Annotated in this window: 23 protein-coding genes; 8 read left to right on the top strand and 15 right to left on the bottom strand. The window is 44.7% G+C overall.

Annotated features, from left to right (window positions below):
- Nucleotides 1–25: 25 nt before the first annotated feature.
- The 3 genes from K6V21_RS06080 to K6V21_RS06070 form a co-directional block, all read right to left on the bottom strand.
- Nucleotides 26–436 (bottom strand): DUF3244 domain-containing protein, encoded by a 411-nt coding sequence (locus tag K6V21_RS06080; protein WP_224321234.1) that lies wholly within the window; start codon nucleotides 434–436, stop codon nucleotides 26–28.
- 77 nt (nucleotides 437–513) lie between these two features.
- Nucleotides 514–2256, bottom strand: coding sequence for a tetratricopeptide repeat protein (locus K6V21_RS06075; RefSeq protein WP_224321233.1), 1743 nt, complete (start codon nucleotides 2254–2256; stop codon nucleotides 514–516).
- 474 nt (nucleotides 2257–2730) lie between these two features.
- Nucleotides 2731–4011, bottom strand: a complete 1281-nt coding sequence (locus K6V21_RS06070; protein WP_224321232.1) for a nucleoside hydrolase-like domain-containing protein — start codon at nucleotides 4009–4011, stop codon at nucleotides 2731–2733.
- 79 nt (nucleotides 4012–4090) lie between these two features.
- Between K6V21_RS06070 and K6V21_RS06065 the strand changes: the two genes are divergently transcribed.
- A complete protein-coding gene (locus K6V21_RS06065) occupies nucleotides 4091–4939 on the top strand; it encodes a helix-turn-helix domain-containing protein (protein WP_224321231.1) in 849 nt (282 codons plus the stop codon).
- A 172-nt stretch (nucleotides 4940–5111) separates the two neighbouring features.
- On the opposite strand, the gene K6V21_RS06060 is transcribed toward K6V21_RS06065, so the two are convergent.
- Both K6V21_RS06060 and miaB read right to left on the bottom strand, forming a co-directional pair.
- Complete coding sequence (locus K6V21_RS06060) at nucleotides 5112–6263, bottom strand: ISAs1 family transposase (RefSeq protein WP_224319883.1); 1152 nt, start codon at nucleotides 6261–6263, stop codon at nucleotides 5112–5114.
- Nucleotides 6264–6747: 484 nt separating this feature from the next.
- On the bottom strand, nucleotides 6748–8115 hold the full coding sequence (gene miaB, locus K6V21_RS06055) for a tRNA (N6-isopentenyl adenosine(37)-C2)-methylthiotransferase MiaB (protein WP_217716065.1): 1368 nt from the start codon (nucleotides 8113–8115) through the stop codon (nucleotides 6748–6750).
- A gap of 425 nt (nucleotides 8116–8540) precedes the next feature.
- Here miaB and K6V21_RS06050 point away from each other — a divergent pair, with 425 nt between their 5' ends.
- Together K6V21_RS06050 and K6V21_RS06045 are read left to right on the top strand one after the other, a co-directional pair.
- Nucleotides 8541–8984: a hypothetical protein gene (locus K6V21_RS06050; protein WP_224321230.1), complete on the top strand. Its 444-nt coding sequence runs from the start codon at nucleotides 8541–8543 to the stop codon at nucleotides 8982–8984.
- Between the two features lie 93 nt (nucleotides 8985–9077).
- Nucleotides 9078–10574 (top strand): acetyl-CoA hydrolase/transferase family protein, encoded by a 1497-nt coding sequence (locus K6V21_RS06045; protein WP_217716067.1) that lies wholly within the window; start codon nucleotides 9078–9080, stop codon nucleotides 10572–10574.
- A gap of 116 nt (nucleotides 10575–10690) precedes the next feature.
- On the opposite strand, the gene dacB is transcribed toward K6V21_RS06045, so the two are convergent.
- The 4 genes from dacB to K6V21_RS06025 all read right to left on the bottom strand — a co-directional run bounded on the left by dacB (nucleotide 10691) and on the right by K6V21_RS06025 (nucleotide 14664).
- Entirely contained in the window at nucleotides 10691–12112 is a 1422-nt protein-coding gene (gene dacB / locus K6V21_RS06040; RefSeq protein WP_217716068.1) for a D-alanyl-D-alanine carboxypeptidase/D-alanyl-D-alanine-endopeptidase, read from the bottom strand.
- A gap of 76 nt (nucleotides 12113–12188) precedes the next feature.
- Nucleotides 12189–12614, bottom strand: a complete 426-nt coding sequence (locus K6V21_RS06035) for a DUF2007 domain-containing protein (RefSeq protein ID WP_217716069.1) — start codon at nucleotides 12612–12614, stop codon at nucleotides 12189–12191.
- 53 nt (nucleotides 12615–12667) lie between these two features.
- The gene (gene lpdA / locus K6V21_RS06030) at nucleotides 12668–14026 is read right to left on the bottom strand and encodes a dihydrolipoyl dehydrogenase (protein WP_224321229.1); all 1359 of its coding nucleotides are present in this window, start codon (nucleotides 14024–14026) and stop codon (nucleotides 12668–12670) included.
- 71 nt (nucleotides 14027–14097) lie between these two features.
- Entirely contained in the window at nucleotides 14098–14664 is a 567-nt protein-coding gene (locus tag K6V21_RS06025; RefSeq protein ID WP_224321228.1) for an ORF6N domain-containing protein, read from the bottom strand.
- 171 nt (nucleotides 14665–14835) lie between these two features.
- Here K6V21_RS06025 and K6V21_RS06020 point away from each other — a divergent pair, with 171 nt between their 5' ends.
- Nucleotides 14836–15789 (top strand): hypothetical protein, encoded by a 954-nt coding sequence (locus K6V21_RS06020; RefSeq protein ID WP_224321227.1) that lies wholly within the window; start codon nucleotides 14836–14838, stop codon nucleotides 15787–15789.
- On the opposite strand, the gene K6V21_RS06015 is transcribed toward K6V21_RS06020, so the two are convergent.
- Nucleotides 15761–16105 carry a DUF4907 domain-containing protein gene (locus K6V21_RS06015; protein ID WP_224321226.1) on the bottom strand — a complete coding sequence of 115 codons (345 nt, stop codon included), beginning with the start codon at nucleotides 16103–16105 and terminating at the stop codon, nucleotides 15761–15763. The genes K6V21_RS06020 and K6V21_RS06015 overlap by 29 nt on opposite strands.
- Nucleotides 16106–16127: 22 nt before the next feature.
- Nucleotides 16128–17183, bottom strand: coding sequence for a Kelch repeat-containing protein (locus tag K6V21_RS06010; RefSeq protein ID WP_217716074.1), 1056 nt, complete (start codon nucleotides 17181–17183; stop codon nucleotides 16128–16130).
- Nucleotides 17184–17471: 288 nt separating this feature from the next.
- On the opposite strand from K6V21_RS06010, the gene K6V21_RS06005 reads away from it, so the two are divergent.
- Both K6V21_RS06005 and K6V21_RS06000 read left to right on the top strand, forming a co-directional pair.
- Complete coding sequence (locus K6V21_RS06005; RefSeq protein WP_224321225.1) at nucleotides 17472–18788, top strand: DUF4270 family protein; 1317 nt, start codon at nucleotides 17472–17474, stop codon at nucleotides 18786–18788.
- Entirely contained in the window at nucleotides 18785–19996 is a 1212-nt protein-coding gene (locus K6V21_RS06000) for a hypothetical protein (protein WP_224321224.1), read from the top strand. Before K6V21_RS06005 ends, K6V21_RS06000 begins: the two co-directional genes overlap by 4 nt.
- A gap of 228 nt (nucleotides 19997–20224) precedes the next feature.
- Here K6V21_RS06000 and K6V21_RS05995 read toward each other — a convergent pair whose 3' ends face one another.
- The 3 genes from K6V21_RS05995 to K6V21_RS05985 form a co-directional block, all read right to left on the bottom strand.
- Nucleotides 20225–20998: a LytR/AlgR family response regulator transcription factor gene (locus K6V21_RS05995; protein ID WP_217716077.1), complete on the bottom strand. Its 774-nt coding sequence runs from the start codon at nucleotides 20996–20998 to the stop codon at nucleotides 20225–20227.
- Nucleotides 20999–21061: 63 nt separating this feature from the next.
- A complete protein-coding gene (locus K6V21_RS05990) occupies nucleotides 21062–21472 on the bottom strand; it encodes a PH domain-containing protein (protein WP_217716078.1) in 411 nt (136 codons plus the stop codon).
- Nucleotides 21473–21522: 50 nt separating this feature from the next.
- Entirely contained in the window at nucleotides 21523–21882 is a 360-nt protein-coding gene (locus K6V21_RS05985) for a helicase (RefSeq protein ID WP_224321223.1), read from the bottom strand.
- A gap of 221 nt (nucleotides 21883–22103) precedes the next feature.
- Here K6V21_RS05985 and K6V21_RS05980 point away from each other — a divergent pair, with 221 nt between their 5' ends.
- Entirely contained in the window at nucleotides 22104–24023 is a 1920-nt protein-coding gene (locus K6V21_RS05980; protein WP_224321222.1) for a tetratricopeptide repeat protein, read from the top strand.
- Between the two features lie 77 nt (nucleotides 24024–24100).
- Complete coding sequence (gene nadB, locus K6V21_RS05975; protein ID WP_224321221.1) at nucleotides 24101–25672, top strand: L-aspartate oxidase; 1572 nt, start codon at nucleotides 24101–24103, stop codon at nucleotides 25670–25672.
- A 115-nt stretch (nucleotides 25673–25787) separates the two neighbouring features.
- Here nadB and rbr read toward each other — a convergent pair whose 3' ends face one another.
- On the bottom strand, nucleotides 25788–26366 hold the full coding sequence (gene rbr / locus K6V21_RS05970) for a rubrerythrin (protein WP_007216470.1): 579 nt from the start codon (nucleotides 26364–26366) through the stop codon (nucleotides 25788–25790).
- Nucleotides 26367–26575: the final 209 nt, after the last annotated feature.

The raw sequence follows: 26575 nt of genomic DNA, 5'->3' as shown, positions 1-26575 counted from the left end.
TTACCTTCGTTTATTTATCAGGATATTATAAAGAAAAAGTGCCTTCAAAGGAGGTTCCGTCAGAAATAACCTCTATTATATATTCTCCACTATCTTCTCCGTTCAAATCAATAGAAAAGTTTGTAGGACTAAGAAGCGTCTTCGAACAAACAGTTTTCCCTGTAGTTTCATTAATAACATTGATTGCAACAGTAGGGAATACAGTTTCAAAATAAACAGTTACTTCTCCATTATCCAAGTAAGCATACACCGGTTGGGGAACAACACTACGAGTTTTAGGAGCATCTTCCGGACTGGTAGATTCAGCCTGATCACTTATATCTCTGTCACCACTTTTTTGTACAAACACAATCTCCTTAACCCCAAAACCCAATTGTGCTTTTACTGAGCTACCTAAAACCAAGAATAGAAATAAAATAGATAATACTCTTTTCATAATGCATAACTTTTTTGTTTGATGCCGCTAAACTACAAAAGTCCATGCAAAAAGAGTGTGTCACAAGTGTGCCATCCCTATATTTCGCGCAAGATTTCTTTAAATTCACTGTTCTGTTCAACACCGATCCGTTCACATAAAGCATTCTTTTTCCGATAAAGTGTTCTTCTGGAAAGATGCATCAAATATGCCAAATGAGCAAATGGAAAATCTGTCAAACTTAAACATACTAAATAGAGTTCCTCTTTGGATAATTGATACTTGACATGAAAACGTGAAATGGCATTATTCCACTGGGAGTCCATGCTGACAATTAATTCCTGCCATTCCTGATCGCTTATTTCTTTATCTGATGCATCTTTATCCAGATGATCTTTTATAATTGCCTGCATTTTTGCATAAAGTGGTGAATGTAGGAAGGCCTCTTTTACCAAAGCTTTTCTCCTTAAAACCATTTCATCCAGTTCTACCCGTATTTTTTCCCTTTGCTCTTCATCAATCCGGCAAGAAGCTAACTCTTTCCTTAGATTTTCAATTTCCAGATCTCGTTGGGTAATCTCTTTCTGTAGACAAGCATAATGTTGACTTAAGTCTTGGTTTACCTTCTCTAATTGCTGATTATTCTTTTGCAGCAAATCATTTTTTCCTCGATATTGTTTATTTTTTCTATAAAGAAGAAAAACAATCATAATGATTATGATCGTTACTGGTATAAAAATACACAAATATATATTTAAGCGCCCTTTATAGTATAACTGGTGAAGCATTAGTTGTGCATCAGTCTCAGCTTCAACTATCTTATCAGTAACTATATTCCGACGAAATTGATATAAACTGTCTTTATATGTAGAGCTATACCTCTCCAATTGCATAGAAAGAGCAGCATTTCCTTGAATCATTGCTATATCAGCTAAACGCATATAGGCATCTGCCCTTCTTCCATAGTCCTTACTTAACAGGCTTTTATTCAAATAGAAAGTTGCGGAATCATACTCTCCAATTTTATAGTAAGCATCTCCTAAAATAAGAAAAGCTCGATAGGCTCGTGCAGTATCCCTCCGCAAAGCAAGATTAAGTTTTCCATAATATAAAGCCTTACCATCTTGATCCATCTGATTATACAAACGACTTAATGTAGCTGAAATATCAGCTTTTATCTCATTATTTTCTATTCTGTCTGCCACCACAAAAGCGTCCAATAATTTTCGTTCAGCAACCGAAAAATAATCACTACCCTTCATAAAGGCAATAGAACCTTGTCTAGATAAGGCTTCTGCCCAAAGATCCGTATCCTTCAAATCTTGAGCTATATTCTCCATTAACTGATAGATAGAATCTGCTTTTTCCTTGAAATTCAGTATATAATAAATATAGCCTATATTATTGTATATCAAACCTAGTTGCCGTTTTTCTCCAGCCGCTTTTGTTAAAGGTGCGGCAATGAGGTATTCTCTAAATGCTTCTGTCTGTTTATTCATATCCCTATACACACATCCCCAATAGTAATGCGCACCTGCCTGCATTCTTGTATTTCCCACTTTATCATAATATGCAACAGCGTAACGTATCAACGAATCATCTACCTGCACAACATAATTTTTATCTCTTGCCTGTGTCAGCAACAGCGCATAATAGGCACTATCAGCCGGCGAGGTAAACTCCTGAGTAGAGATATTCTGCAAAACAGACAAGGCACTATCCGGCAGCGACCGCATAAGGGAATCTGCCCATATCAATTGCTTGTTATTGCTTTGCCGGGCTGTACATGCCAACAGCAAAAAAGCGACTAAAAAGAATATAATAGCTTTAGTTTTTCCCATCCTATAAGTCATCTACTGAGTCCTTAGTTGGACAAAGATAATGTTTTCCTGCCAAAGGCGTCAGATGTTAGAAGAAAGAATAGACTAAAATCAGAGAAAACAGCCAATCTTATCCTACGTCACCCCCTCCATATGGCCGATTCTTATCTGATTCGCTATTTAGGATTCCCTGAATAAGTAATAATTCCATTTCATATCAAAATGTAAGAATAGTTCAGTAACAGTTTACTTCAAAAAAAAGAGTTCAACTTTAACCCCGCCAACCGGGTTGTGAAATGGCTACACCCTTTCACCCGGATGGTGTAGCCCTAAGCATAAAAGGGTGTAGCCATCCGTGAGAAAGGGTGTAGCCATTACAGAAAACTGATTATTAACTATTTACAAGTCCACAAATTCCTAAAAATGAAGAAGCAGACATTGCCGGAAAGATATCCGCACCTTGTTATAAATTACTTCATTGTATAAAAAAGTCGGTTAATTCTTCAGATATTGCAGCCGTTTTCCCCAGTCTTCCATAACTGCCTGACGCCACTTGTAGACAGTCTCGGCACCCTGAAGATCTCGCCAGAACAGTGCAGGGGCGCTCTTGTCAGTGTACCAGTTGGGACCTACCTCGTAGTCGGTGGCAGACTCGCGACCCGGCCACAGGTTTTCAATAGTTATGGCACCCTCCAGCACAGGAAAACCGGATATGCCGGAGGTAATGGTATAGGGGAGTGTGCCAGTGTAATATGTGGAGTGACGCACGGCATAATCACCACCTCCGAGGTGGAAGCCGTCCCACTTCTGCCGCCCTATGGTGAGAGTGAAGCAGGCCGAATCGGCGGGAATGTCGGGACGGTCAGGACCTTGGACATGAAACTCGATAATCGAATAGATGGGTACGGTGTCCGCAGCCGTGGTGAGCCGGTGGAAGACCGGTCGCGAACTGCGTGCGGTTGGTTCGAAGCTGCCTCCCCATGACTCGCCCTCAGGATCGTCTGGATTGCCGTCCATCACATAGAGGAGAGCCGGCGTATCGCCCATCTTGGGTGTGCCCTGGTAATAGTTGATAAAGTCTGCGCCAAGGTATCCTGCACCCTTGATGTAGGTATCGTAATATCCGGCATTGTATTTATCTTTCACTTTATTCTGGGTGATAAAGCCCCGATAGGAAGCATTGTCTTCAATCATCCACAGATTGGGAAAATTTGCTACTATATAGGCGTAGCTGTTAGTACTCCATTTTTTGTTAGGCCCCCCAATCCAGTAGACACGGATTTTGCCAGCGATGTCTGGCGCGTCGTGAAGAGCTTGGGCCACATCGTCAAGTCCGCCCCAGACAGATATCCACAGCGGGCGTTCGTCCTGCCGACGCGCACATTCCACTATCCACCGGGAACCTTCGGTGGGAGTAAGAAAACCCCGATAAGAAGCCGCCCCCTTGCGCCCCTGTTTGGTTATGGCACGGAGTTCCGTGGGAGACATCAGCCCCTTAATATGTTTGGACAGTTTTGGAAGGTCCTTCTCGTAGAGGTCGATCATGCGGAGAATTTCTTCCCGGCTTCCCGAACCGTAAGAGGGGGAAGAGACAAGTCCCTCAAGGTCAAAACAGTCGGTATACATCAGCAGATGAGCCATCGACTGGTTGTCGTCGGGATCCGTTCCTCCGATGTCAGTACTAATGAGCACACGCGGTTTGACAAGGTCAGTAGCCTGAACCTTTGCTCCGATTGATCCAAAGATCAATATGGCAAGTAAAATCAATCTTTTCATAATAGTTTGCTAATTTAAGATTTATTCTGCAAATTTACGCTCGAAATTCAATTTAAACCACCCACAAATTCATAAAAACATGCCGGATTCCGAGATATTGAAAACTTTCGATGAAAAGCGTGGCGAGTTGAAACCCTACGGTCTGACGTGTGAAACCTGGCGCCCGCAGCTTATGCCGAAAATCGACCGCCATAACGAGATTGAGCTCAACTACATTCCCGAAGGAAGCATTACCTATTTTTTCCCTACAGGAAAAGTTACGGTTCCGCCTCACAAAATGGCTCTGTTTTGGGGGCTTATACCCCACAAGATCATCAAAAGTGAGGCTGACGCACCCTATTTTGTGGTCACCATACCGTTCAACCTCTTTTTAAGCTGGAGATTACCTTCGGTCCTTGTCGATAGGATTCTCGGAGGGGAAGTTGTGGTTGAAGCCGTCGAGTCTGAGTGCGGACTCGGCAAGCCAATGTTTGAAAGGTGGGTTTCCGATATGGCCAGCAAGCAAAATCAGGAAGCGGTAAGCCTTGAGATTCAGGCCCGAATATTGCGGTTGACAAAAAACATGTCTGTATCCGAAGCCAAGTCCACTGCCATGCTTAATCCTGCCGACGCATCGATTTTGGAAAGGATTGTGAGCTATATTGCCCACAACTATGACCGTCCAATAAAGATTTCCGATATTGGGCGGACCGTGGGACTTCACCCCGATTACGCCAATGCCATTTTCAAGAAGGCCTTTGGCTGTACGCTAAGTCGTTACGTGGCAGAAGAGCGGATAGGCCACGTCAAACGCAAACTTATCCTGACAGACATGAGCATAACGCAGATAGCCTTTGACTGCGGATTCAATTCAATCAGCCGTTTCAACAGTACCTTTCTTGACATCTGCGGGCAGACTCCCCGGCACTATCGCGAACAGAACAAGTGAAATTATATCGGGCTTGCGTCAAGCCTTATAGAAGCCATACCCAAAGGCTATCATACCACTCAAATATGCACACTTAACATGATAACTACCATAGGATAATATATCTTCTCCCTATGATCATCCTTCTCAAAATGCTTCATTTTGCAATTCCCACAGAAGCAGGGCTGACGCATTAAAAATATTTCATGGATAAAAGTTCACAAAGTAGTTCATTATCCCATCCTGCTGCCTTTCTTTTCCCTTTTACGCTTCCTTTTCTTTCATTTTTCTTAATAACCATCAGTGCTATTTTATTCATAAGTGAAACGTTTTGTGCCGCATTTCCGGTTTTTCTGCCTGCATCTTCATTAAAAGAGACATCCAACTGCCAATGCAAATTGTTTTCAATAGCCCAATGTGCCCGTATAGACTCTGCTATTTTTTGAGGTTCCAGCCCTAAAGAGGTGATATAAAACCTATGGCTTACAGAGGTTTCGCCTGTTGTTTTGATTGTTCTTTGTGAAGATATTCTCACAACCGCCTTCAATCCCTTCCATTCTTTGAACATTCCGGTTAAAGCCTGGCAACTGTACACAAAACATTCACGGCGTTCGTGTCTGCCATGAGACTCTTCCTCTGTTATATATTTGCCGTATCTGGTGGCATAATGTGCTTTGTTCACATCGATATTTTTATCATCCAAATCATCAAACCAACTTTTGACGGTATTATAAAGATTCTTATGGTTTTCTTTCAGAGCTAAGACATAATCTGCTCCACCCTCTATTATTTTTTTAGCAATATCCGTTTGACACCCCATTGCATCAATGGTTACAATGCACTTGACTAAATCCAAGGCTTCTAACAACAACGGGATAGCCACGATCTCGTTATGTTTTTCATTAACTTTCAGCTGTCCAAGACTGATGCCATTAGCTGTAGCCCAAGCACTAACCATATGAAGTTTAAAATTTCGATTACCAGTGGGGTGAGATGAGCTACATTTACTGGCACCACGAATGGTTTTGCCGTCAATAGCTACAACACCCTCATATTTCTCGCAGATTTCAAACATCCAATGCCGAAAAATACGTTCGAAATACTCAGGATTCAGAGCACTGAAAAAACGATTGAAGGTATCGTGACTGGGGATAGATTCCAATCCGGGCAGCCGTTCGCGGAAAAAGTCAATCTTGGCATTGCCGAAATCTTCTACTTCATACCAGGATTCTGCACCACATATTACAGCAGCCATTGAAATATAAACGATAGCATCGGCAGAATGTACACGTTTTCTGTCAATACGAGGATCATTGATTTGTTTACAAATACTAAATATTGCCATTATTTTAGTCAATTTATGTTTCTTAATTGCTTATAAAGATAAGAATTTAAGATGACATATAAAAATAGTTTATACATTAATTGTCAATTATATATAGTGCGATTTTAATAAATTGAATATAAGTATTTATGGTAAAAACTATAATGCGTCAGCCCTGCCCACAGAAGTGGTTCGGCAGCCTCACGGCTATGAGGCTCGTGCTCCACAATCGTAAAGCACAACCACCACAGCGGTGGCCATAACTAAAACAATGATTATCAACAAAATGCGCATGTATAGTTTTCGTAATGGACATAGGGGATTAACGTTTACAATCCCTGTTTAGGACGAACAAAACTGCGTGTAGGTAAATTTACCTACACGCAGTTTTAACTTACTTACACCACCGCTCTATCACCGATGAACAGGGAGGTGCAGCGCATGAGTGCAAGCGTGTAGGTAAAAGTATACCAAAAATCTTGTGTACGCGCGCGAAGCAAATAAATCAAACCTCTTCTCCCTTCAGCGTTGCTGAACTGGCTTCTGTAATCTTCACCATTACAAAATCACCAATACGGTGCGTACCACGGTCGAACACCACGACACGGTTTTGCTCCGTGCGTCCTACAAGCTGTTCGCGCGAACGCTTGGAAACTCCTTCCACCAGAACTTCATACGTCTTACCGATACAGCGGGCATTAGACTCGGCGGAGAGGCGGTTTTGCAGAGCAATAATCTCATTCAACCGACGTATCTTTACCTCTTCGGGTACATCATCCGGCAAATGCTTGGAAGCATAAGTACCCGGACGCTCAGAGTACTTAAACATAAAAGCTGAGTCGTAAGCACATTTCTCCATCAGAGAAAGGGAAAGCTGATGATCTTCTTCCGTTTCGGAATGGAAGCCTGAGAAGATATCTGTGGATAAACCACAATCGGGAACAATGCGATGGATAGCATCTACACGGTCCAGATACCATTCACGGGTATATTTACGATTCATCAGTTTCAGGATACGGGAACTTCCACTCTGTACAGGCAGGTGGATATGTTTGCACACGTTGGGAACCTGTGCAATGACTTCCAGCGTTTCGTCACTCATATCCTTGGGGTGCGAAGTAGTGAAACGGACACGCACACCCGGCGCAGCCTCAGCTACGGTGCGGAGCAGCATAGGGAAAGTTACAACTTCTCCGTCCGGTTTCTCAAAACGGTAAGAGTTGACATTCTGCCCCAGCAAAGTGACTTCTTTATAACCTTTCGCCACCAAGTCGGACACTTCATTAAGAATGCTTTCCACATCACGGCTGCGTTCCCGTCCACGGGTATAAGGAACAATGCAGTAGGTACAGAAGTTGTTACATCCACGCATAATGGATACAAACCCGGAAATGTGATTACCGCAGATACGCGAAGGGATAACATCCCGATAGGTCTCAGTGGTAGAAAGCTCTACATTGATAGCTTTCTCGCCCGCCTCCACAGCAGCAACCAAGTCAGGAAGAGTTAGATAAGCATCAGGACCTACCACCAGATCAACATGATGATTAGTGATCAGATCATCCTTTACCCGCTCGGCCATACATCCCAGTACTCCCACAATCAAATTGCGTTTCTTCTTTTTAAGCGAATAGAAAAATTCCAGACGATTGAGAATTTTCTGCTCGGCATTGTCGCGAATGGAGCAAGTGTTCATAAACACCGCATCCGCTTCTTCCAGCGTATCAGCCGTTGAATATCCCGCCATCTGCATCACAGAGGCAATAACTTCACTGTCCGCCACATTCATCTGGCAGCCATAGGTTTCGATGAACAACTTCTTGTTGTCATCAGCAGTTGCAGATTTAAAGTCTGCTCCCGTTACTTTTTCCATAATTTCCTGTTTTTTAGCTCACCACAGAGGACACGGAGAACACAGAGGAAAGATTCAAAAAACACAAAAATAAAAAAGACTCAGCGTCCTCTGTGTCCTCTTGTGGTGAAAAAGTTTCAGCTGCAAAGATACGCCTTCGCCACTAAATTACAGATGAAAAGGCAAAAAATAACACTCAATAGTTAGAGAATGAGTTGTTTCTTATAATAAATGTTAATATAACGAACATTTTCAAGACTGTTATTTGGCATAAAGGATTTTATTTCACAAATTTGCGTAATGAAAGAAACATTAGATTTTTTCATAGTTAAGGTTTAGGTTAAAAAAAATAAGGGGAGCTGTGAAGCTGCCCTTTTTTCATGCCTAAAAATTGGCTGTTATTCAGATAAATTAGTTACCTTTGGCGGTGAAAAACTTAAATGAGTATGGATGGTATCTTACAGTTTCTGTTAATCGCAGGCATAATCGTTATCGGAGTTGTTAAGCAGTTCAAGAAAGAAGCAAAGAAGAACGCTGAGAACAGGCCTGCTATGCCTGTGCCGGAAAATGATATTGACGAAGACGCATTACCCATTCCTGAAGCCTGGGGAAAGACGTATGGCGGATTTATTCCCGAAGGTCCCACCCCCCAAACACCCTCCGCTCCGACAGCAAAAGAAGAATATCAATTCTCAGCTTCAAAACATATTTTTGGAGGAGATTCTACAAATACATCTCCCAAGCATACCACAACTCCTCCGAAACAGAAGATTTCTCCTCCTCCGTCCACTCCGCAAAAACCTGAAACCAATTCCGAATACTCCATTCATTCGGCAGAAGAAGCGCGGAAAGCCATCATTTGGTCGGAAATACTACAACGGAAGTATTAATACATGGAGAATTGAGAGTTGAAAACAGAGAGTTGAGAGTAACTCTTCCAGTAACTTATGAATTTTCACACAGGAAAAATAACTAAATACATTATGGCATTCAATTACATCTCGGCAGCGGAAGCTGCAAGCCTGATCAAACATGGCTACAACATCGGCTTGAGCGGATTTACTCCCGCTGGAACAGCCAAAGCCGTTACGGCAGAATTAGCAAAAATAGCGGAAGCTGAACATGCAAAAGGAAACCCTTTCCAGATAGGGATCTTCACAGGTGCCTCTACGGGTGACTCCTGCGACGGTATACTATCACGCGCCAAAGCAATCCGCTATCGTGCTCCTTACACAACCAATTCCGATTTCCGTAAAGCAGTAAACAGCGGAGAAATTGCCTATAACGACATCCACTTGTCTCAGATGGCACAGGAAGTTCGTTACGGTTTCATGGGCAAAGTAAACATTGCCATTATCGAAGCTTGCGAAGTAACTCCCGACGGCAAGATTTATCTGACCGCAGCCGGTGGTATCGCTCCCACCGTTTGCCGCCTTGCCGACCAGATCATCGTGGAACTGAATGCTGCTCACAGCAAAAATGCTATGGGACTGCACGATGTATACGAACCGCTTGATCCGCCTTACCGCCGCGAAATACCTATCTATAAACCAAGTGATCGCATCGGTCAACCGTATATCCAGGTAGATCCGAAAAAGATTGTAGGCGTTGTGGAAACCAATTGGCCGGACGAAGCACGCAGTTTTGCCGAGGCTGATCCGTTGACCGACAAGATTGGTCAGAATGTAGCCGACTTCCTGGCTGCGGACATGAAGCGCGGAATCATTCCGTCAACCTTCCTGCCGTTGCAATCCGGTGTAGGCAATATCGCTAACGCTGTGCTCGGTGCATTGGGACGTGACAAGACCATCCCGGCATTCGAAATGTACACGGAAGTTATTCAGAATTCCGTAATCGGATTAATCCGTGACGGTCGCGTGAAGTTTGGTAGCGCTTGCTCACTCACTGTAACGAACGACTGTCTGCAAGGTATTTATGATGATATGGACTTCTTCCGTGATAAACTGGTGCTCCGCCCGTCGGAAATCTCCAATAATCCGGAGATTGTACGCCGTCTGGGGGTTATCTCTATCAACACGGCTATCGAAGCTGACCTCTACGGAAACGTTAACTCTACACATATCGGCGGCACGAAGATGATGAACGGTATCGGCGGAAGCGGTGACTTCACACGCAACGCTTATATTTCCATCTTTACTTGTCCGTCCGTCGCCAAGGAAGGCAAGATCAGCGCCATTGTCCCGATGGTATCTCACCACGACCATACAGAACATGACGTAAACATTATCATTACTGAACAAGGCGTTGCCGACTTGCGTGGTAAGAGCCCGAAAGAACGCGCGCAGGCAATCATCGAAAACTGCGTTCATCCGGATTACAAGAATATCCTCTGGGATTACTTGAAGATAACTGATGGTAAGTCTCAGACTCCGCAAGCAACCCGCGCTGCATTGGCTATGCATGCGGAATTGGCAAAAAGTGGAGACATGAAGAATGTAGATTGGGCACAGTATAAGTAAGCTACGAGTTACGGGCTACGAACTACAAGTGTAAATCAGTACGAGCTATAAGAAACGAGCTACGAGTTCTGCGACATCAACGCAGCCACTCGTAGCTCGTAGCTTGTAGCTCGTAACTATTTTATTACTTCGTCACATACCGCATCCTGAAAAGCACGTGCTTTAGCTCCTGAAAGTACATTCTGATTCATGATGGCAAAAGCCACTTCATGCCCGTTTGCGGCACGCAAATAGCCGGCCAAGCAATTAATAGCTGTAAAGGACCCGGTTTTGGCATGTACATTCTTATGAGAGGGAGTCCCGCGTTGCATCCGGTATTTTAGTGTCCCATCCACACCGCCAATGGGCAAAGCCTTATACAACTTCTGAAAAACGTCCGTGCGCGAATAAGCAAACTTCAGGAAAGAAACCAGCAGATCAGGAGAGATATAATTATAATTGGAAAGTCCACAGCCATCAGCCAGTTTATAGCTATCCGCATCTCCTCCCAAAGCTTTTATCTGCTTACGAATGGCAGAAAGCCCGTCTTCATCCGAAATTCGTTTTTTACCGGTAGCTTGGGCACCCAAACGACAAAGCAAAGCCTGGGCATTCAGATTATCACTTTCTTTCATTATCTGATTGACTACATCTTGAGTGGAAGTCTCAAACAAAGCCATTTGCACTGAAAGGCTATCTTTCTGCAATTCGTTGAAAGCATAACCGGCGGGGCATTGGATACCTTTTGCTTGCAGGCGTTCAAGAAAAGTATGCATAAAGAAATCCTGGGAGGAATAGATATTCACCGTACCTATCCGCTTACTTTCCACGTTTCCTTTAATAATCACATTATTGCCATTCTGCAACCAATCCCGAGAAACACCGAAACGTCCGGCAGAAGGAGTACGGGACCGGGTTTCATTGGTCACAGTATAATAGGAAGAGGCGGGGACACATTCGATATTTGCCATTTCTCCTTTCTCACCCGGAGAAGCAGTTACGGTAACCAGACCTTTATTCAGCATCAACGGTGAGAGATAGGGTTGGTATGAGGCAGGCGTATCATCCCATGCCCAGCCACTTCCCCAATAGATGGAGTCTTTCATAGAAACATCACCGTATACGTTGCCTGCTATCACCGAAAAGGGGAAGCGGCTCACCGTATTCACCAGCGAGTCCAAAGCTTCATCATCAAATTCAGGATCATATCCACCGACAACGTATATGTCACCCTTCAGTGTATCCCGTTCAATCACTCCCTGATACCATACCTCCGTTTTAAAAGGTTCATCCGCATCGGGGCGGGCAAGGGCGGTAATGGTAGTCAGCAACTTCATGGTAGAAGCCGGACGGGAAAGTTTATCCGATTGATAGGTATATAAGGACTTTCCTGTAGTCAGGTCGTATACGGATATACCAACGTTGGAGCCGGTAGGAAGCTGATATTTTATCAGGGTATCCAGGCGGGAAGAGAGACTCTTAGCACTCGTATTCTGCCCCCATAGTACTATGGGAATAAATAAGAGAGAAAGAGTAAGCGACAAAAGATATTTTTTCATGTGCATTTAATTACTGATAAGTACTAATATTAAATTACCTGTTGAGGGAATTAGTACCTTTTGATATACTTACGGATCATATCTCAGCCGAATGAAATTCTGCAACCGGCTTTTCAAACTTTCCTCCACAGGCATGGCAGACATACTCCCAATGATTATTTCCCGGAGGAGTAGCCGCCAACAAAGAGGCGATGGCCGACATGACAGCCCGTAGCCGATGCTCTTTCTTCAACACAAACTTAATGTCGGACGAACCGCAGAAAGGGCAATATTTTAATTGCTCCGGGATCATCTCATTCTGTTCCAGCAAGCGAACGGCAGCTTCATAATCGGTTTCGTCAACCAAAACGTCCACTCCGGCAATATCATTGATGTAGCCGCGCAACAACGTAGACATATTCTCATTGTGAAGAAGGGAAGAAATGCCTTCATTCTCCAATGCTCCCTGAATGATGTGTGCCTGAGCAGCATCGTTACAAGTAATCAATTTTACAGTTTTCATCGTTCTAATATTTTATATGAGTCCTGAAAAGCGCTAAGAAGCGATTGTGATTATCATAATGCTTCCTTAAAGATTTCAGAAACCGTAGGATGGGGGAAAATGATTTTCTTCCATTCCGTAGTAGTCAGTTTCAACTCGATGGCCATACCTGCCAAAGTGATGATTTCGGAAGCCGGATTGCCCAGTACATGTGCCCCCACTATTGTTTCATCATCCGCTATCAGAAGCTTGCAAACTCCATTCACACCTTCATTTTCAGCGACGAAACGCCCGGAGTAGGCCATCGGAAGCTTTACAACCCGATAGTTGATACCTTTTAGTTGCAGAGCCTCTTCCGTTTGCCCCACACCGGCAATCTCCGGATTAGTATATACCACACCGGGAACAGCCCAGTAACTCATAGCATCCTTCTGGCCAAGTATGGTATGTACGGCTACTTCTGCCTCACGCACGGCTGTATGTGCCAACAACGAGAACCCCGTCAGATCACCACATACATATATGCCCGGAACAGAGGCCTGCATACATTCGTTCACACAGATATTTCCCCGTTCAGTCTTTCGTAAATCCAGGTTTTCGAGCCCGAATCCTTTTATCACCGGACGGCGGCCTACGCTCATCAATAATCTATCAGCCAATACAGCACCTGCACCTTCCGCATTCTCATAATTCACCTGTACCTGTGGTTTCCCATCATCGGAAGAAGCCTCAGCAATAGATACCACTTTTGTACTAAGCATAAACTTAATTCCACGTTTGGCATACTCTGCACGCAGCATAGCAGAAAGCTCCTTATCCATGCCGCCCAGAATTTCATCAAGCATCTCTATCACAGTGACCTGCACGCCCAGACTATTGAAGAAAGAAGCAAACTCGATGCCAATCACTCCACCACCGATAATGGCAAGTGATGCGGGAAGCTCCTTATTATCCAAAGCGTCGCGATGCGTCCAGAAAGGTACGGTATCCACACCGGGAATAGGCGGAACGAAGGTTTCCGAACCCGTACAAAGAATCAGGTTTTCACATTCGTAAGTTTCGCCACCACACTGCACGGTATTCTTGTCAATGATGGTAGCCTCTCCCTGCACGATATTTACACCGTGTGCCGTCAGTTTGCCTTTAACGCCCAGCACCAGCTTGCGCACTACCTTCTGTTTGCGGGCAATAATCTTCGGCAAGTCAAATGAGACTTCGGAAACATTCACCGCATATTTGGAAGCATGACGCGCAGCATCATACGTCTTTGCCGAATACAACAAGGTCTTGGTAGGGATACAGCCTTCATTGAGGCAGACTCCACCCAAATTCTGTTTCTCGAACAACACTACACTCAAACCGGCTTTTCCGGCTGTTTCGGCAGCAGTATATCCAGCAGGACCTCCACCGATAATGGCAACTTGGTATTTCATAGTCTTATTTATTAGTATACTTGTAAACTGCCTGCAAGTTAATAAAAACCTCTCTTATCTGCACAAAAGAATTATCCTTTCTTTGTCTTTTTCACCGTACGCTTCATCTTTAAGGCATATAAATTCAGCTCTATCGAAGATTCGGTTTCTGTTGTATCCCCTTTCTCTTCTACAGACAATAATTCGTGAAGTAACTCACTGCTGCGTTGGGTCAATGTTTTCTGTTTACCTTCATCTGTTTCTGTTGACAAGATATTTAGATTGCGGGAGAGTTCTCTTAAATGGGCAAAAGATTCTATAATGGCAAGAGTCGTAGCCGTAGCCCGGGGGCTTTTCAAAACGGTGGCAAGCATATAAAGTCCTTTTTCGGTGAAAGCTTTAGGGACCGCACGTACTTTGGAAGATAAATTTGTGGTCGAAATTTTCGACCGCAAATATCGTATCTCACTTTCATTCAATTCAATGATATAATCCTTAGGGAACTTATCCGGATTATTTCTCACCGCTTCATTCACCCGCTTCGTTTCTACTCCGTACAGCGTTGCCACATCTCTATCCAACAGTACTTTTTGTCCTCTCAGTTCTATCAGGCATGCTTCTATTTCCTGTTCTCTGATAACTTGTAATTCGTTTTCCATACTTTATATGTATTTTGTTGATTTAAAGACCTACAAGGTACAACTAATATTCTACAAAAAGCATCCTCCCCTATCTTTTTCTTACTAAAAAAACATACCTTTGTTTGCAGTATTTTCCAATAAAATACGTCTATAAACAAAAGCTATTTAAACGAACGAAACTAAAGATACATGAAACGAACAAACGTACTCCAAGCGCTAATATTCTCCATTGTCATCCTTTTCGGTGGAACAGCCTGTGATAATGCAAATGATGAACGTTTCTCTTCTACAGAAGAATTTACCGTCGAAGGCGATGCAAGCTCCATAGAGATTCCGATGACCAGAACCAACTGGATTGTGGCTTCCGTTATGTACCCGGATGGAGGCATCATGACAGATGAGAACGGGTATCCCTTGAAACTGGAGGGTATGGGTACCGTACGCTTCCATTGGGGCAGCATCACCCGCGACAAGGCAAAATCCCTGACTATACAACTGAATGACAACTTTGCAGGGGAAGAGCGCAGATTGATTCTCAAACTGAGTAGCGAACAAGGACTTTACTCAGAACAAATATTCATCCGGCAGAAAATATGCACCAATTACTATCAGATAGAATCCATCACTTACTCCCTGGATGAATTTGATGGAGTAAGAGAAGCCGGAACAAAGCCTTGGGGAATCACCTGGATAGACAGAACCGGTAGCGGAGAAGAAATAAAGAAAACTTCTTTTTTCCCCTTCTACAATGCTTTTACTGAATATTACTTCGACACCGATACCGGCGAATATCCCAAGGAATGGATGAATCCCGAAGGAGAAAGCCGCTATGTGGATATGCCGGGAAATATTGTAGACGGACAAATTATCTTCGAGCAAGAAAAACAGAAATACACCGACAGAGGAATGTACAGAGGTGAATTAAAAGATATTAGTTTCGAGGTGGACATGGTCGGCATGAAACAAAACAGGTATCAGGCTGATGTCTATTATAAGACCTTGCAAGTCAGTTACACTATGACCTTGTCAAGATCCGGCAGTGACACAAAGAAAACCATTACAGGTAAACTGCTAAAGAGTTACCCTTATGATTGTTCTCCTATACGCCATGAAGTCAGCGACCTGCCGCCGGAAGACGCATAGACGGTAAGTTTTCAACAATCTCCTCCCTGCTCACGGTAGGAGGTTGTTTCTCCGCTAACTTGCGACACACCAATCTGCCTATTTTCAAGGCTTCTTCTTCTGATGCAAAGGCTGTCCTCTCGCCTATGGCAGGTATATAAGGCTGATAAATCAGTGTATCTGCCCCGTAAACCACCACATATCCATACCCCCCTTCCACTTGCATGGAACGGCAGGATAACTTTTCTCCGGCAGCATTCGTACAACCGGAACAATAAGAAAGGCATACTGCCACAAGGGACAGCACACCTATCTTCACAATAAACATCAGCTTCATAAATCTTTATATAGCAAAAACACTAATCAACATCTTCCTGCTCATAAGGCAAGAGCTCATAGACATCATCAAAATAACTGGTTCCCGAAGATCCCGACAGAACAAAACCCCGCTTACCCGTGGAGAAAGATACCGCATAGGAACGCGATGAGCCTCCGGAGCTGACATTATGCACATTCGTCATCGGCGTATAGTCATCATCAGAGTCACCATACCACAAATCTTCTTCCGGATCATATACCCAATAATCACTGGTCACCCCACTACGGGTTCCTGTTGCGATATATCCCCTACCGTCTATAACGAAAGATACGGTACCCGCACGGGTAATGGCATAATCGTCGTCATAATCTTCATCGCTATCATTATCGGCAATGTCGCGCAACTGTTTCCAATCGCTACCGTCGAACTTCCATAAATCGTCTACCAGAGTACTGTTGTTTTCCCCACAACAGATGTAAGCCACATCATCTATAACGAAAGCTGTACCGTACCGGCGTTTATATCCACCGAATCCATTCACGATTGTCCATTGCTGTCCGGTAGCAGCATTAGGGTCGAAACGATAAAAGTCTTTCAGGTAGTTGTCATTATAACCCGTACCCACATAGCCATATTCTCCGATGGAAAAAGCCAGTGCGCCATAACGTGCACCTCCGCCAAAGTCATCTTTCTGCGTCCAGGTGTCTGTATTGGGATCATACTCCCAAGTATCTGCCAGGTTCGTAGACTCATTTTTCTGGACACCGGTGGTAATGTATCCTTTTCCATTCAGAGCAAACGAGGCTGCACTGTGGCGACCTTGTGCCTCATCGGGCATATCGGCACATTGTGTCCAATAATCATTGTTGATGTCGTACATCCAAAGGTCCTTCAGGTATGTCTTGTTCGTCCCACGGAAACCGCAGCACAGATAGCCTTTATTATCGATGGTGAAACTATTGGCTTGTCCCCGTGCAACACCGTCCAGGTCCGACCTTCTCATCCATACACCCTGGGTGTATTCATCGTCGTCCGTACAACTGCCGGCCAGGCATCCAACCGCCAGCAGCATCATTCCAAATAATAGTCGATTCATTTTTTCTTCAGAACTTATTTTGATTACTATATTTTTGGTAGCAAAAGTAGGCGGCAGGCACTTCATCAGCAAATATAACCGACAAACAGCACTAATTTTTCGGTAAATAGCTTTACCGATAAAACCCGCCCGATAGCCGATTTTAATAGGAAGATATGGAAGATTTCATTTTCCTTTGCGAAAGAATTTATAAGCTACAAGCTACGAGCTACGAGTGGCTGCGCTATCATACCGAAAGGCACTCGTAGCTTGTAGCTTGTAGCTCGTAGCTCAAAAACACTATGAACAATGAAAAAGTTATTGTATAGCCTGATTATAATGATCGCCGCCATCTGCGCCTGCCAGGACGAAAACTCAGAACTGGGCAAAAGCTTGGTCGACAGTTCTTTCTACAATATATATGTAGACACTTGCACCGTGGATATCAGCACTATTCTTATGGACTCCATAGAAACCAGGGGAGACAGTATCTGCCAGCTGGGACATTACAAGGACCCGTCATGGGGCGAAGCCTCTGCCACCTATTATGCCGAATACTCCGCAAACAGTTTCACTCCCAACGAGAACTACAGCTATAGCTTCGACTCACTCGTACTACGGATGACGCCCTCCGGCCACTTCTGGGGCGATACGCTGACGCAGCAACGCATCTCCGTATACCGGCTGAAACAGCCCATTTATCTGGATGATGACGAAGATTTATACACCACCACCGTATTGCCCACCGAGGGCACTCCCCTGTTCAGCTTTGCCTTCACTCCACGCCCCGGGCAAAAGAAAGAATTAGAGATACGTCTGCCCGACGAACTGGGAAAGGAACTGCTGACGGACCTCATAGCCGAAGAAGACTATTTCGACAGCCAAGATAAGTTCAAGGAGAAATTTCCCGGACTGGCCCTCGTAGCCGAAAGCAGCGGTGAATGTATCACCGGATTCCAGGTAAATGATTCATCCATGGCCATCACCCTGCATTATAAAGAGATAACCAGCCAACGCACGGAAAAGGAACTGGTATTCAGCGTAAATACGGACTATGCCTACACGGGTATTCGTCACGACCGGACCGAGACTTCCCTTGCCTCCCTGGAAAGCGGAATAGAAAACCTTATCCACTCCTACGATCTGGACAAGCATGCGTATATGCAGGGGCTAACCGGACTCTACAACCAGATAGAGTTCCCCTACCTGAACAATTTGCAGGATGCGGGAGAAATCGTCTCCATAGAAAGCGCCACCCTCTACCTCTATCCGCAGGCCGGAAGCTATAACAAGTTGAACCAGTTACCGGAAGACATCCGCCTCTACATCACGGATGAAAACAATGTACTGGAAGACTATGTATATGGCAGCGACGGTGTAACGGTACAGACCGGCAATCTGAGTGTGGACGACATGTTCGGACGGGATACCTACTATTCTTTTGATGTAACCGAATTCATCCGCAACAACTTCGGCACATGGGGCATCAAACGACAGAAACTGCTGCTGAGTCTGCCGGACAATGAAATGACAACGACCTTCAATCAGATCATCTTTGCCAACGACCCCGATCAGGAGAGGCAATGCAGATTAGATATCAGATTTAAAATATACAACGAGAAATGAAACATCACCAACGGATTCCCCTTATGCTGTGCAGTTTATGTGCAGCAAGCCTCTCTGTCGTAGCCCAGAACACCACCAACCTGCCTACTTCCATGTATGGAATAGGTGAATTGAGCACCAGCGACGGCGGACGCTATGCCGGAATGGGCAATATCGGCATAGCCCTGAACAAGCCCGGCTTCCAGAACACTCTGAACCCGGCAGCCATCACCCGAATGGACAGCACCTGCTTTATATTCGATGTCGGCGCATCGGCTTCGTATGCCCGTTATTCTTTCCAGAACGATCACAGTTCCAGCTTTATGGGCAATCCCAACCGCTTCAGCATAGGCTTCCGTGTATTGCCACGCTGGTATGCCATGGTGGGTGCTTCGCCTTACAGCAGCGTAGGATACGTCATCCAGACCGAAGAAGAGGTGGAAGGAATGCCCGGAAGCTATACTTATTCGTTATTTGAAGGATCGGGAGGCTTATACCGCTGTTATCTTACCAATGCCTTTGCACTGACCAAAAATCTGTCGGTAGGCGTGAATCTGGGCATCATACTGGGAACTGTCACCCAAAGTGAAACACAGGAGAGTGCCATTGTGGAGTATGAATCTTCCAAACGTGCCTTTTACGCCGATTTCGGAGTGCATTATGAATTCAATACCACCGGAAGGCAGAAGTGGGCGGCCGGGTTAGTGTTTGCTCCCTCCCTTCAAATCAGCCACGACAACAGTCTGACTTATAGTAACTCCTCTACCAGCGACAACCTTGACAAGAGTTACCATAGCCGGACGCAATACCTGCCCATGCACATCGGCAGCGGAGTGTCCATGACTACCGAACGTTGGGTGGTTACCGCCGACTACAATTACCTGGACTGGAGCCGTAACACTTCATCCTACACTTCCATGAAATATGAGAATCAGCACAAGATGAATATCGGGGGAGTTTATACCACAAATCCACGCTATCCCCGGTCCACTGAAATAATGGGAGGGGTAGGCTTCAGCAATTCTTATATAAATCTGAGAGGTGGAAAAATGAAGTATCTGGAGGTCAGTGCCGGGGCAAGTTTTCCTATCCGCTACTCCTACCTTTCATTGGGCGCCACCTGGCGGAAGCAGATAAATTCACGCAGCAGCCTGACGCAGGAAAGTCGTTTTAGCGTAAACCTGAATCTTACGTTCGGAGAAAGAATATCACGGGCAAAGCTGAAATAAGAAGCATAACTATCTGTGTGATAGAGAACTTGGTGTTTCACTAAGTTCAGTTGCAGTGAAACACCAGTTCAGTCGTAATGGGAAGTGCTTTCAGTCGTAATGGGAAATGCCTTCAGTCGTAATGGGAAATACCTTCAGTCGTAGTGGGAAATACCTTCAGTCGCAGTGGGAAGATATCCCACCACTGTATCGATGCGAGCTAATTCCGGAGACAAGCATCGCAACAGGTTAAAGAACAGAATAATCAGCAATATAATTCTTCAGCTTCTTCCGGTAAACCTCTCCGATAGGAATACTTCTCTTGTCCAAAGCAATCTTGCTGCTTTCTATGATGCGTATGCAGTCTTTGCGTATAATAAACGAACGGTGAACGCGTATGAACTCATCAGAAGGCAGTTTCTCTTCCATATACTTCATCGTGCACAGGCTCAGCACAGGCTTCGGTTCGTCCTTGCTATAAATCTTCACGTAATCGCCCAACCCTTCGATATAGGAGATCCTGGATATATCCAGGCGGAAAATCCGATTGTCGGACTTCACATAAATCACCTTGGGCGTTTCCGGCTGGCAAGTTTCTGTCTGAGACTTTTCGGGAAGAGCGGTAAGCGATATTCCCGTTTCACCTTTCAGGCTGAACCAACGCGAAGCCTTGTTCACCGCTTCGAAAAAGACCGGAAAACTGACTTCGGATATCAGATAGTCCAATGCATCCAGCCGGAAACACTCGGCGGCATACCGGGGAGTATCCGCAATAAATATGACACGGGTGTACGGAGAGAGTAGTTTGCAGAATTCCATCCCGTTGATGCCCTCCGTTTCTTCCTGTCCGATTCCTACGAAGTAAAGGTGTACCTTATTATCATAATAACCCTTCAAAGCCTCAATAGGATTACTGTACTTTCCACACAAAGCAAGAAAGGGTGTCTTGGCTATGAACACTTCTAATTGTTCACTCACCTGTCTGTCGGCATGCAAAATAGCACAAGTCAAATTCATCATCATTTCTCTTATTTTTAGAAATTAGACGGACGACTCTCGGGAAGGCTGCAACAGGTGAATGGAGAATTAGTATTTCTTCACTTCATTTAAACGATTAGTAAGGGTTTTTATGAACATATCTTCTTTCACCGGAAGTAGCACGGCACATTTTCCCTTCGTTCCGTACTTCACCAGCACATAGCGCATCACGGCAAAACGTCCTATTTTCATGGACGAGGCCCGTTCCACAGAGATAATGTCTTTCAGGGATATTTCCTCCGAACGGGAAAAACGTCCGTAAAAAAGGAGGAGTTTGTCGTCCGTGGTCAGCGTATACGTAGTATGAATGAGGCGCTCGATGGCGATGACGAGCAGGAGCATAAAAAGGATGGCCATGACGGCATGCTGCATCCACATGGCATAAACAACGATAATCGTTGTCAGCACTAAAAACAAATATTGCCCTATAGCGATGCGGGCATGGAAGATACGATTCATTTTGTTCTGTTTTTGCCGCTAAGATAGGTATTTTTGCGGAACGACAGGAGTTATCCCTCCAATATCTCCCGCAATTTATCGCCCAACAGCTTTTCTTCCTCCAATCTCATCTTCCAGCATACCGACTTACGGAACATATACACCTGCTCGGCCGGCAAACAAAACAGTTGCTCAATCTCATCTACCGACTGCCCAACGGCAATCAGCATACAGAGCAGTTCCTCGTCTTTCGTAACACCGGGAACCAGCTTCTGCACCTTTTTTATAAAGCCTGGATAATGAAAAATAAATATCTCGCGGAAAACGGCTCCACGCGCTCCGCAAAGCATATCTTTCGAAGCATAGGGCGATTCATCGGAAATCATCTCTATCAAAGCCCTACTGATTTCTTTCATACACAATCGTGACATCTTTTCCACCTTAATTTATTATTTGGTTAGTCTTCTATAGACTGCAAATTTGCAGAAACTATAAGATTAAACCATAAATAACCAATGTACAATCCAATATACAAAAATGTATCTCTCTCATTATCAAGCCCGATAAAACATAAAAAAATAGAGGTAGCACTTATTTCTTTTTTAAAATGGAATTGTATCTTTGTCCGGCAAACCAAATAAACCTCCAATTTATGAAGATAAAAACACTTATATTACTCCTCATACTGTCTGCCGGAGCCTGCACCGCCCCCACACATTCTTCAGGCAGTCAGGACACACAGCAATGGCAGCAGACTATCCAACAACTGAACACATTACTGAAAGAGAGAAAGCATCAGGCAGCCATTGACGAAGGCAAACAAAAGATATCCGAATTGTTAGCCGTAGCAGATTACACCGAACCCAAAGATACAATGGTCAAATACGCCCGGCAGATGATCAACTTATTCTATTTCAGCTATCTGGGCAGCAAGCAATTCCGTCCCGGCATAGAATATCTGGACAGCCTCAACAACGCTCCCTTTCTGCAACAGCATTGCAAACATGAATTGTTATCCACACGGGCAGGCTTGCACCAGATGTACGGAGACAATGAGGCAGCTATCCGGCTGGCAGACGAATACTTGCAATTACCCGAATACGATGATGCCGACCGTTACATTCCACAAGCCGAAATTGTCAGCGGAGTTTATATCTATTCCGGTAACGACGTTCCCCAAGCCATCCGACTCCTGGAGAAAGCAATGGAATATTACCATCAGGGAGGAAAATTCCACAATATGCTTCGCATCATATCCCGGCTGGGCATCTACTACCGCCTGGTCGGTGAATACGAGAAAGCGGTAGCCACCAACCAAGAGGCCATCAACAGCTACAATGACAGCATAGCCCCGCCTAATATCGTGATAGCCTATGGCGAACAGGCCAACCTCTATGCCGAACTGGGCATGTACGACCGTGCCTTAGAACTGAATTCAAAAGCCCAATATTATTCACTCCTGAAAGACAGCTTCGGACTGGGCGATCTCTATCGCTATCGTGCAGAAATATTCCGCAGAACCCAGAATAAAGATTCTGTATTCTACTATCTGAACCAGGCCGGGAAAATTTCAGCCGGACAGGAGAGCTTTAAAGGTGTGTTTGTCAACAAAGTCCTCACAGTAGACAGCTATCTGGACTATCCGGACTCTGTACAAAAAGCATTGCAGCTTGCAGTAAGCATTTGTCCGGACAGTACCCGCATGCCTCAATGGGCCAGATATGACCTGAACCTTCATTTAGGACGTGCTCTGCTGGAGACAGGTAAGGCCTCACAAGGAATACCTCTTATAGAAAAGGCAGCCCGTGGATTTGCCCGGATGGACATGATTGGAAAAGAGAAGAATGCCAACCGGATACTGATGGACTACTACCGGAGGATGAGAATGGACGATGCCTTCTTCCGTTGCTACGACCGCGACCAGCTCTTCGCCGACTCCCTGAATCTGGATGAAAAGATACGTGCCGTTGCCGCCGCCAACATCCGGTTTGACGCCGAGCGTAAAGAGAAGGAAAACAAGTTGCTTTCCGCACAAGTGGAGCTGCAACAACATCAGTTGTTCTTCAATATATACATCTCCATTGCACTGTTGTTGTTACTTATCATTTCCATTGCCTATTTTATCACCAAGAGGAAAGCGAACCGCCTGTTATTGGAAAAGCGTAAACAGGAAATACAAAAGTTAATGGCCCGTCAGCAAGAACTGAACCGGCACAACGAATTATTAGCAGGACAGATAGAGCAGGCAATGGCGGCCAACAACCTGAGCGCCGTCAGCCAACTGACCGGACAAAGTCTGCTCAGTAAAGAAGACGAGAACACCTTCAGAAAATCATTTGCCGCCATATATCCGCTTTACTTGCCTAAGTTACGGGAGAAATATCCGCAACTCACCCGCAACGAGGAGCTACTGGCCATGCTCATCTGCATGAATCAAAGTACGGATGAAATAGCCTTGATAATGGGCATCAACCGGAGTAGTGTCAACATGATCCGTTCGCGTATGCGTAAGAAAATAAAGCTTACAAAAGATGAGTCGCTGGACGAGGTTATAAAGCAATACTTATCATAAAATCGTGAATTAATATACAGGAAAAGTACAAGCAACCCAGTTATTTTGTAGCTTTGCAGTACTTAAACATACGAAATATGATTAAAGAGTTCGACTTTTTAGTAATTGGTTCCGGTATAGCCGGTATGAGTTTCGCTCTGAAAGTGGCTCATAAAGGTAAGGTAGCACTCATCTGCAAGACGGAACTGGAAGAAGCCAACACCTTCTTCGCCCAAGGGGGAATTGCCTCAGTAACCAATACACTGGTAGATAACTTCGACAAGCACATTGAAGACACCATGATTGCAGGCGACTGGATCAGTGACCGCGCCGCTGTGGAGAAAGTGGTGCGCGAAGCCCCCGGACAAATCAAAGAACTGATAGACTGGGGAGTGGACTTCGACAAGAACGATAAGGGAGACTTCGACCTCCATAAAGAAGGCGGTCACTCCGAATTCCGCATTCTGCACCACAAAGACAATACAGGTGCCGAAATACAGGAAAGCCTCATCAGAGCCGTAAAGACGCACCCCAATATCGAAATATTCAACCGCCATTTTGCCGTAGAAATCATCACGCAGCATCACATGGGTATCATCGTAACCCGCCATACCCCGGGCATCAAGTGCTACGGAGCGTATGTACTGAATGAGGACACGGGCGAAGTGGACACTTTCCTTTCCAAAGTAACGCTAATGGCTACGGGAGGTGTAGGTGCTGTTTACCGCAACACTACCAATCCGCTGGTTGCTACCGGAGACGGTATTGCCATGGTCTACCGTGCCAAAGGTTTCGTACAGGATATGGAGTTCATCCAGTTCCACCCCACAGCGCTTTATCATCCGGGCGACCGTCCCTGTTTCCTGATTACGGAAGCGATGCGCGGATATGGTGCCGTATTGCGCAATATGGGTGGTGAAGAGTTTATGCAGAAATATGATCCGCGTCTTTCTCTTGCCCCGCGTGACATCGTGGCACGTGCCATCGACAGCGAAATGAAGCAACGTGGCGACGACCATGTATATCTGGACGTCACGCACAAAAATCCGGAAGAAACCAAGAAGCACTTCCCGAATATCTACGAAAAGTGCCTCAGCTTAGGCATCGACATCACCAAAGACTATATCCCGGTAGCCCCTGCCGCACACTACCTCTGTGGTGGCATCAAGGTAAACCTGAACGGAGAGTCTTCCATCAATCGCCTGTATGCCGTAGGAGAATGTTCTTGCACAGGTCTTCACGGAGGCAATCGTTTAGCTTCCAACTCTTTGATTGAAGCGGTTGTCTATGCCGACGCTGCCGCCAAACATGCGTTGAGCGTGCTCGACCGCTATGAGTTCAACCACGAAATACCGGAATGGAATGCCGAAGGAACAGTGACCAACGAAGAGATGGTGCTTATTACTCAGAGCATGAAAGAAGTGAACCAGATTATGGGAGCCTATGTAGGTATCGTACGAAGTGACTTGCGTCTGAAACGTGCCTGGGTACGTTTGGATATGATATATGAGGAGACGGAAGATCTCTTTAAACGTAGCAAGGCATCCAGGGCGATTTGCGAACTGCGCAATATGGTCAATGTCGGATATCTGATTACACGTCAGGCAATAGAACGCAAGGAAAGCCGGGGGTTACACTATACGATTGATTATCCGCACGCAAAGAAATAGGATAAGGACACCCGTTGGCGGAATTAAGGAGTTATCTCCTTTATTAATGCCGAACGCCCGGATGTTTCTTCAAGCGAAACACCCGGGCGTTCTTTATCGTAGAAATAAGAATTTCTTAATAGTTTTCTTTCTTCACTTCGAAGTAAGCCTGCGGATGCAAACATGCCGGGCAAACTTCAGGAGCTTCTTTACCTGTGAAGATGAAACCGCAATTACGGCATTGCCATACTACTTCACCTTCTTTAGCGAATACTGTAGCATTCTCGATATTGTTTACGAAAGCCAGGTATCTTTCTTCATGACCTTTTTCGGCAATTGAGATGTTGCGGTACATAGCAGCGATTTCATAGAAACCTTCTTTTTCTGCCACATCAGCAAAGTGAGGATAATCCAATGACCATTCTTCGTGTTCACCGGCAGCAGCTTCTTTCAGGTTGTCCAATGTAGTGCTGATGACACCGGCAGGATAGCTTGCAGTGATTTCCACCATACCGCCTTCCAGATACTTGAACATACGTTTAGCGTGTTCTTTTTCCTGGTCAGCCGTTTCAGTGAAGATAGCAGCGATTTGTTCGTAACCTTCTTTCTTAGCCACACTTGCAAAGTAAGTGTAACGCATTCTTGCTTGTGATTCTCCTGCAAATGAGGTCAACAGATTCTTTTCTGTCTGAGTTCCCTTAACACTTTTAGCCATAGTTCTTTTTCTTATTTAGTTAGTAAATTACGTATCAATTGTCGTTAGTCATTCTTATTAACAACACAAAAATAAGGATTTTGTTTGATATTTACACACTTTTTATTCATCGGATTTGTCTATGCAGGGATAGATAAAATCTATAATCAGCAAATATATCCGAAGAAAACCTTATCTTTGTATTTAATCATACATAAATACTTCCGACT

The sequence above is a fragment of the Bacteroides cellulosilyticus genome, from assembly GCF_020091405.1.
GTDB lineage: Bacteria > Bacteroidota > Bacteroidia > Bacteroidales > Bacteroidaceae > Bacteroides.
The sequence above is the reverse complement of the archived record's forward strand: the minus strand, read 5'-3'. Positions and strand labels throughout refer to the sequence as shown.